The sequence below is a fragment of the Bradyrhizobium rifense genome (assembly GCF_008123425.1).
GTDB lineage: Bacteria > Pseudomonadota > Alphaproteobacteria > Rhizobiales > Xanthobacteraceae > Bradyrhizobium > Bradyrhizobium rifense.
Map to the genome: position 1 here is coordinate 1 of NZ_VSSS01000083.1, position 8,520 is coordinate 8,520.

The window sequence follows — 8,520 nt, forward strand, 5'->3', positions numbered from 1 at the left end:
GTTGCCGCAATGCGCGGGCCCGGAAGCTGTGGAAGGAGGATATCGCTCGCCTGGCCAAGCGCGAGAGGGTCGAGCTGAAGGCGCTGGCCGTCGCCATCCGTGAGCACCACGATCTTGCCGAACGGCTCGACCTGATCAACAGCATCGATGGCATCGGGCTAAAGACCGCGATTATCATTCTGGTGCGGATGCCCGAGATCGGTCAGATCACGCGCGAACAAGCAGCCGCCCTGTCGGGGCTTGCCCCTTACGACCACGACAGCGGCAATCACGTCGGCGCCCGTCACATTGCGGGCGGGCGTGAGCGGTTGCGCCGTGCGCTCTTCAACGCGGCGCTACCGGCGTCCTTTCGCTGGAATCCGCAGCTCATCGCGTTCTATGGAAAGCTGACGGGAGCCGGCAAGGAGCATAAACGTGCTCTGATCGCTTGCGCCAGAAAGCTGCTGATTTTCGCCAACACAGTCGTCGCTCGCGGCACGCCCTGGCGGAAAGAAGCGCCTGAAGTCGCAAGCCGGCCAGCCACCTGATCGCGTTTCTTTGTTCGGCCGAAGCACCGTTTCTTCGTCCCGACCTGCCGTCGCAAAGACGCCGCGCGCCGCGGCCGTCAAGGCTGGCCGTCGCTCCGGCCTCACCCCATTGCCGCTGTCGCCAGGCCACGCCTTGACGGCCGCAAGCACGGCGTCATCCTCGCGGGAAATCGGGCCGACTTTAATGGTTGCTACGAGAGCGTGCTGGTTGCTACGCTAGCTCGACGAACTCGCCACTGCCGCATTCTGTGCTGCACTGTCCCGCCGCCGCTCGAGACCTTCCGGCAGCTGTATCGCCATCGTGGCGAGCAGGCTGACGACGCCCATGGCGACGACGTACCAGACCCACGACAGCTTGTCGCCCGTCGCCCCGATGATCCCCGTGAACACGAGCTGTGCCGTGCCGCCGAAGATGGTCACGCCGAGCGCATAGGCAATCGACAACCCGGAGGTCCGTACAATCGCAGGGAAGATCAGCGGGATGAGGATGATGCCGGCACCCCCGGACATCGCATGGAACGCCATCAGCACGGCGACGGTGACCACGTACACGACCGGCGAGCCCGACGACACCACCAGAAGCAACGCGGGATAGAACAGCAACGTCACGATGATGCGCGGGACCACGGCGATGGTCTTCAGGCTGTATCTGTCCGCGAGCGCGCCGCCGAGCAGCGCGAAGATCGTGCCGACTACGAAGGTGGCGAAGTTGGCCGTCATCGCCCAGCTCTGGCTGTAATGCAGCGTGTTGATGGCGTAGGTCGCGGTGTAGAGGAAGAAGTATTGGCCGATGGTCGCGCCTGATATCAGCAAGATGCACAGCACGATTTTGCCCCAGTGATTGGCCAGGATGTCGGAGAGCACGCCGCCGACGCTGGCATGCGCTGTCTCGGTGTCCAAGGTTTCATCGAGATTGCGGCGGATGAAGTAGCCCACCGGCGCAATCAGGATTCCGAGCAGGAAGGGAATGCGCCAACCCCAGCTGTCATTGGCGCCGGGCGTGATCAGGAACGCCAGGCCAAGGCCGACGAGCGCAGAGAACAGGCTACCCAGGTTCTGGCTGGCGAGCTGCCAGCTTCCGAAGAAACCTTTGCGGTGCGCAGGCGCGCTCTCCAGCAGATAGGTCGTCGCCGGCCCCATCTCGCCGCCTGTCGAAAAACCCTGCAACAGCCGCGCGAGCACCAGCAGGACCGGCGCCAGCAATCCGATCTGGTCGTACGTCGGCAGCAGGCCGATCATGCCGGTGCCGAGCGCCATCAGCCAGATGGTCAGCGTCATCGCCGGCTTGCGGCCGTAGCGATCGGCATAGGCGCCGATCAGGATGCCGCCGAGCGGGCGCGCCACGAAACCGACGCCAAAGGTCGCAACCGTCAACAGCAGGCTCGTGTTCGGATTGTCCGCGGGAAAGAACGCCTTGGCGAGCCAGACCGCGAAGGCGGCGTAGACGGTGAAGTCGTAGAACTCGAGCGCGTTGCCGAGAATGGCTGCGCCGACGCGCATGGTTTGTGAGGGCTGCGGGCGGTCAGTCTGGTTCACGGATTAGTACCTTGTGTCACTGGCATGAACGCGAAGTGACGCAAAAAGGCGCCTGCTTGCAACCCTTAAGCGCGCCTTAGCGGCCCGCTTTCCACGCAGCCGTCACCGCAAAAATCTCCGCGCCTTCCGGCTCGCGAACCGTCGATGGCGTCCGCGAGAAGCGCGGCGCCGGCGCGGGCTGTTTCACGCCGTGGCGTTCGATGAAGACATCGCGGGCGACCATGTGCGGATGCTCGGTCGCTTCCGACATGGTCAGCACCGGCGCGAAGCAGATGTCGCTGCCTTCCATGATCTTGCACCAGTCCTCGCGCGTCTTGCTCTTGAACACGGCCTTCAGCTTCTCCTTCAGCGCGGGCCAGGCCTTGGGGTCCATCTGCGCGTCGAAATCGGCGTCGGAGAGGCCCGCCTGCTCGCGCAGCAGCGTGTAGAACTGCGGCTCGATCGAGCCGATCGAAACGAAATGGCCGCAGGCGCATTCATAGACGCCGTAGAAATGGGCGCCGCCGTCGAGGAAGTTCCGGTTGCGGCCTTCGGTCCAACGGCCGAGCGTTTTCATGTCGAAGAAGAACGACATCAGCGATGCTGCGCCGTCGCACATCGCAGCGTCGACCACCTGGCCCTTGCCGGACTTTGATGCTTCCAGAAGTGCTGCGAGCACGCCGACGACGAGATAGAGCGCGCCGCCGCCGAAATCGCCAACGAGATTGAGCGGCGGCACAGGCGCTTCCTTGGTGCCGATCGCGGCCAGTGCGCCGGTGATGGAGATGTAGTTGATGTCGTGGCCGGCGGCATTTGCCAGCGGGCCTTCCTGGCCCCATCCGGTCATGCGGCCGTAGACGAGTTTTGGATTGCGCGCGAGCACGACATCGGGGCCGAGCCCAAGCCGCTCCATCACGCCGGGTCGAAAACCTTCCACCAGGGCGTCGGCGCTGGCGAGCAGGTCGAGCGCCAGTGCGATGGACGCCTTGTCCTTGAGATCGAGCTCGATCACCTTGCGGCCGCGGCCCGCCACCGACTTCATGCTCTTCTTCGCGCCGACGCGGTCGAGCGTGACGACATCGGCGCCCATGTCGGCCAGCATCATGCAGGCGAACGGGCCCGGTCCGATGCCGGCGAATTCGACGATTCGGAAGCCCGCGAGCGGGCCGGTGGCGCGGACGGATGTGTTCTGGGCGGGTTTATCGAGCACGTGTTGTTTCCTCGGGTCGCTAGCGGATGCCGATGGTTCGGCAGGCGCGTCGGACGTTCCTCTTTGGGGCGAGTTAATTGGCTGATTAACTTTTCTCGCCTTCACGCCAGCGAGGCAAGCGCTTTTCATGCATGGGCGCATAATAAAAGCGGCGCGCATTGCTGCGCGCCGCGGAAGATTTGTGTTGAGTCGCTAGAGAAGGATCTCAGCCAGCGGCGGTCACGGCGCGCTGCGCCATCACCTTGATCAGGTTGGCGCGGTACTCCGCGGTGCCGTGGATATCAGCCAGCAGATTGCTCGCCGAAACGCTCACGCCATCGATGGCTGCTGGCGACCATTTCGCCTTCAGCGCGGCTTCGATTGCAGGCACCCGCATCACGCCGCTCTGCGAAGCGCCGGTTGCGGCGACGCGGATCTCGCCCGACTTCGTCTGGGCGACGAAGACGGCGGTGAGCGCGAAGCGCGAGGCCGGATGCCGCATCTTGGCGTAGCCCGCTTTCGCCGGAACCGGGAACGACACGGCGGTGATGATCTCGCCGTCTTCCAGCGCGGTCGTGAACAGGCCCTGGAAGAAGTCCTCCGCCGAGATCGACCGCTTGTTGGTCTTCACGGTGGCGCCGAGCGCGAGCAGTGCGGCCGGGTAGTCCGCGGCGGGATCGTTGTTGGCGATCGAGCCGCCGATCGTGCCGCGGTAACGCACCGCGGGATCGCCGAGCACCGAGGTCAGATAGGCAATCGCGGGGATCGCCTTCTGCACATCGGCATTCTGCATGATGTCGAAATAGGTCGTGCCGGCCTTGATGGTCAACACGTCGCCTGACAGCTCGACGCCTTGAAGCTCCTTGATCTTGCCGAGGTCGATGACATCCGAGGGGCTGGCGAGACGCTGCTTCATCACCGGCAGCAGCGTCTGGCCGCCGGCAAGAAATTTCGCCTCAGTGCCCTTGGCGAACAGGCTGGCTGCCTCGTCGACCGAAGAGGCGCGATGATAAGTGGTCTGGTACATCTTGTTGCTCCTCTCAGGCCGCGTGGATCGTGCGCCACACCCGATCCGGGGTTGCGGGCATTTCCAAATTGTTCTTGCCGATCGCATCCGTGATCGCATTGATCACGGCCGCAGAGGCGCCGATGGCGCCCGCCTCACCGCAACCCTTGATGCCGAGCGGATTGCCCGGGCACAGCGTCGTGGTGTGGGAGAGATTGAACGAGGGGAGATCGTCGGCGCGCGGCATGGAGTAGTCCATGAACGAGGCCGTGACTGGCTGGCCGTTGGCGTCATAGATCGCGTGCTCGAGCAACGCCTGCCCGATGCCCTGGGCAAGGCCGCCATGGACCTGGCCTTCGACGATCATCGGGTTGATCAGCCGGCCGAAATCGTCGGCCGCGACGAAGTTGACGAAGGAGGTCTTGCCCGTGCCGGCATCGACCTCGAGTTCGCAAATATAGGCGCCGGCCGGGAAGGTGAAGTTGGTCGGGTCGTAGAAGGCGCTTTCCTTCAGACCCGGCTCCATCCCGTCAGGCAGATTGTGCGCGGTGTAGGCCGCGAGCGCGACCATCGGGAAGGCGATCGCCTTATCGGTACCGGCCACCTTGAACTCGCCGTTCTCGATGACGATGTCGCCCTCGGAAGCTTCCAGCGCATGCGCTGCAATCTTCTTGGCCTTTGACTCCATCTTCTCCATCGCCTTCAGGATCGCGGTGAGACCGACGGCGGCCGAGCGCGAGCCGTAGGTGCCCATGCCGAACTGCACCTTGTCGGTGTCGCCATGGACGATCGAGACCTGGCTGATGGGAACACCGAGGCGCTCCGCCACGAGCTGGCAAAACGTGGTTTCGTGACCCTGGCCGTGGCTGTGCGAGCCCGTCAGGATCTCGATCGTACCGACCGGGTTGACGCGGACCTCCGCCGATTCCCACAGGCCGACGCCGGCACCCAGGCTGCCGACAGCCTTCGACGGCGCGATGCCGCAGGCCTCGATGTAGCAGGACAGGCCGATGCCGCGCAGCTTGCCTTCCGTCTTCGCCTTGGCCTTGCGGGCGGCGAAGCCGGCATAGTCGATCGCCTTCATCGCGGCGTCGAGCGAGGCATTAAAGTCGCCGACGTCATACGCCATGATCACGGGCGTCTGGTGCGGGAACTCTGTGATGAAGTTGCTCCGGCGCAGAGCCGCCGGATCGACCTTGAGCTGCCGCGCGGCCGTCTCCATGAGACGTTCGATCAGGTAGCTCGCCTCGGGGCGGCCCGCGCCACGATAGGCATCGACCGGCGTGGTGTTGGTGTAGACCCCGATCACCTCGGCGTGGATCGCCGGGATGTTGTACTGGCCCGACAGCAGCGTCGCGTAGAGATAGGTCGGCACCGACGACGAGAATAGCGACATGTAGGCGCCGAAATTGGCGTAGGTCTTCACCTTCAGGCCGGTGATCTTGTTGTTGGCGTCGAACGCCATCTCGGCATGGGTGACATGGTCGCGGCCATGCGCGTCGGTGAGGAAGGCCTCGGTGCGGTCGCCGGTCCATTTCACCGGACGGCCGACCTTCTTCGAGGCCCACAGTGCCACCATCTCCTCGGGATAGATGAAGATCTTTGAGCCGAAGCCGCCGCCGACGTCGGGGGCGATCACGCGCAGCTTGTGCTCGGGGGCGATGTTGTAGAACGCCGACAGCACCAGGCGGGCGACGTGCGGGTTCTGTGAGGTCGTATAGAGAGTGAAGTGCTCTTCCGCTGCATCGTAATCGGCGATCGCCGCGCGCGGCTCCATCGCGTTCGGGGCGAGGCGGTTGTTGGTGACGTCGAGCTTCACGACATTGGCGGCCTTGGCGAAAGCGGCATCGGTTGCGCCCTCGTCGCCGATCACCCAGTCATAGACCTGGTTGCCGGGAGCCTCGGGGTGAAGCTGCTGCGCCCCGGCCTTGATGGCGGCGTGAACGTCTGCGACGGCCGGCAGCTCTTCATAGTCGACGACGACCGCTTCCGCGGCGTCGCGGGCCAGATTCTTCGTGTCGGCGATCACGACCGCGACGGCCTGGCCGACAAAGCGCACCGTCTCCGGCGCCATCGCCGGCCATGCGCCCATCTTCATCGGGCTGCCGTCCTTGGAGGTGATGGCCCAGCCGCAGATGAGGTTGCCGACCTTGTCGTCGACGATCTGCTGTCCCGTGAGCACCGCGACCACGCCCGGCATCTTCAGCGCGGCGGAGGAGTCGATCCCCTTCACCTTGGCGTGCGCGTGCGGGCTTCTGACGAAATGGGCATGGGTCATGCCCTGCAATTTGATGTCGTCAACGTACCGGCCCTTGCCGGTGATGAAACGCTTGTCTTCCTTGCGCACGACGCGCGCGCCGATGCCTTCAACACCCATTGTCTGGTCCTCCCGACCGGAATTTGTTTTGCCTGCTCTTTCCATCGAAAGCCGCAGGGGTGGTCTTTGTCGTTCGAGGCGCGCCGCTTTACTCGGCCGCCTGCGAAACCTTCATGCGTCCGGCCGCATCCAGCACGGCTTTGACGATGTTGTGGTAGCCGGTGCAGCGGCAGATGTTGCCTTCCAGCTCCCGGCGGACGGTGGCCTCGTCGAGCCCGCCACCATGGCGGTGCACAATGTCGATCGCCGACATGATCATGCCCGGCGTGCAATAGCCGCACTGGAGGCCGTGATTGTCGCGGAAGGCGGCCTGCATCGGGTGCAGTTCGTCGCCCTTGGCGATGCCTTCGATGGTCGTGACGTTGGCGCCGTCGGCCTGTCCCGCCAGCATGGTGCAGGATTTCACCGCCTTGCCGTCCATGTGCACGACGCAGGCGCCGCACTGGCTGGTGTCGCAGCCGACATGAGTTCCGGTGAGGTTGAGGTTCTCGCGCAGGAGCTGGACCAGCAGCGTCCGGTCCTCGACGTCGACAGAAACGGCCTTGCCGTTCACCGTCAGTTTGACTGTAGACACAGAAAGTACCTCCCGGGATTGATTTTGATTGTTTCTAATTAGAGACCTCGGCCCCCGGACTTGGCAACTAGGATTTTGGTCACCCAGCTCCTGTCTAGCGCTGTCCGGTCGGCCTTTGGCCGATAGGGCCCTGGATTGTGCCAGCGCGACGAATTTACCGCCCTTTATTCATTCTGCCCTAGTTTTGCGCATCCGGGTCTGGGGGCGGGGCGCCTCCAGACGACGGCTGAAGAGAAAATGGGGGTTGGAATGTCCGGGCGTACCGCGTCGCCGTCCAAGCGCAGCATATTTCCGACCCTCCGGTTCCGCGCCAAGATCATCCTCGGCTTTGCCGCCGTGCTGGTGATCTCCGCCGGCAGCATGGCGTTCGCCTATTTCGGCTTCGAGCGGGTCTCGTCCGGCGTCGGGTCCTATCGCTCGAGCGTCTCGGAGGCCGATCTCGCCCGGAACATCGACCGCGAATTGCTCGGCTACCGTTCGGCCGTCAAATATTTCGTCGTCACCGGCAAGGAAGATGATGCCAAGGCGGCGCTCGACGCCGAAGCCAGCCTGAAGAGCGCCATCGACCAGGCCGTCAAGAGCGCCAAGACACCGGCGCGGCTGGACAGCCTCGACAAGCTCGCCAAGGAGTTTGCGAATTTCTCCGCGACCTTTGCCAAGGTTCTCCAGGCCAAGCGTGACAGCACGCTGCTGGTGCAGAACCAGCTCTCGCGCCAGGCCAATCTGCTCAAGTACAAGCTCGACGATATCGGCAACAACGCCTCCGATTCCGAGGCGCAGGCCATCGAGTTCGGCACCAAGCAGGTCAACGCCCAGTTCCAGACCGCAAGCGCGGCGGCGACCAATTTCGTGCTGACGTCAGACCAGGCGATCGCGACCAGTGCGCTGGCCCGGCTGAAATTCGTCGAGAACTCGCTCGGCGCGGTCTATTCCATGGACGACAAGATCGTCGCCGGCCTGAAGGACGCCAAGACCATCCTCGTCGCCTATCGCGAAGCGCTGGAGAAGCTGATCGCCAACGCCAAGATGGTCGACGATCTCGTCACCGAGATGAGCGGCTCGGCGGGCGCGATCCTTCGCGGCGCCACTGCCATGAAGGCGGATCTGGTCGCCGAGCAACAGCGGCTCGATTCGGAATCGGAAGCGACCATCGGGAAGACCGAGGAACTGGTGCTGATGCTCGCCGTCGGCGGCACGCTGCTCGGCGCGATCCTCGCCTTCCTGCTCGGCACCGGCATCTCGCGGCCGATGATCGCGATGTGCAAGGCGATGCGCGAGCTCGCCTCGGGCAATTTCGACGTCGTGCTGCCCGGCCTCGGCCGCAGGGACGAG

7 protein-coding genes are annotated in these 8,520 nt (G+C 64.2%); 2 read left to right on the plus strand and 5 right to left on the minus strand.

Annotated elements, in window-relative coordinates:
- The coding region (locus FXB40_RS42685) for a transposase (RefSeq protein ID WP_148778249.1) at positions 1 to 527 on the plus strand (527 nt) is incomplete at its 5' end.
- A gap of 216 nt (positions 528 to 743) precedes the next feature.
- On the opposite strand, the gene FXB40_RS42690 is transcribed toward FXB40_RS42685, so the two are convergent.
- The 5 genes from FXB40_RS42690 to FXB40_RS42710 form a co-directional block, all read right to left on the minus strand.
- On the minus strand, positions 744 to 2,063 hold the full coding sequence (locus FXB40_RS42690; protein ID WP_148778250.1) for an MFS transporter: 1,320 nt from the start codon (positions 2,061 to 2,063) through the stop codon (positions 744 to 746).
- Between the two features lie 76 nt (positions 2,064 to 2,139).
- The gene (locus FXB40_RS42695) at positions 2,140 to 3,252 is read right to left on the minus strand and encodes a CaiB/BaiF CoA transferase family protein (RefSeq protein ID WP_148778251.1); all 1,113 of its coding nucleotides are present in this window, start codon (positions 3,250 to 3,252) and stop codon (positions 2,140 to 2,142) included.
- A gap of 205 nt (positions 3,253 to 3,457) precedes the next feature.
- Entirely contained in the window at positions 3,458 to 4,258 is an 801-nt protein-coding gene (locus FXB40_RS42700) for an FAD binding domain-containing protein (protein WP_148778252.1), read from the minus strand.
- A gap of 13 nt (positions 4,259 to 4,271) precedes the next feature.
- Positions 4,272 to 6,614 (minus strand): xanthine dehydrogenase family protein molybdopterin-binding subunit, encoded by a 2,343-nt coding sequence (locus tag FXB40_RS42705; RefSeq protein ID WP_148778253.1) that lies wholly within the window; start codon positions 6,612 to 6,614, stop codon positions 4,272 to 4,274.
- Positions 6,615 to 6,702: 88 nt separating this feature from the next.
- Positions 6,703 to 7,188 carry a (2Fe-2S)-binding protein gene (locus FXB40_RS42710; protein ID WP_148778254.1) on the minus strand — a complete coding sequence of 162 codons (486 nt, stop codon included), beginning with the start codon at positions 7,186 to 7,188 and terminating at the stop codon, positions 6,703 to 6,705.
- A 249-nt stretch (positions 7,189 to 7,437) separates the two neighbouring features.
- Here FXB40_RS42710 and FXB40_RS42715 point away from each other — a divergent pair.
- The coding region (locus tag FXB40_RS42715) for a methyl-accepting chemotaxis protein (protein WP_488226148.1) at positions 7,438 to 8,520 on the plus strand (1,083 nt) is incomplete at its 3' end.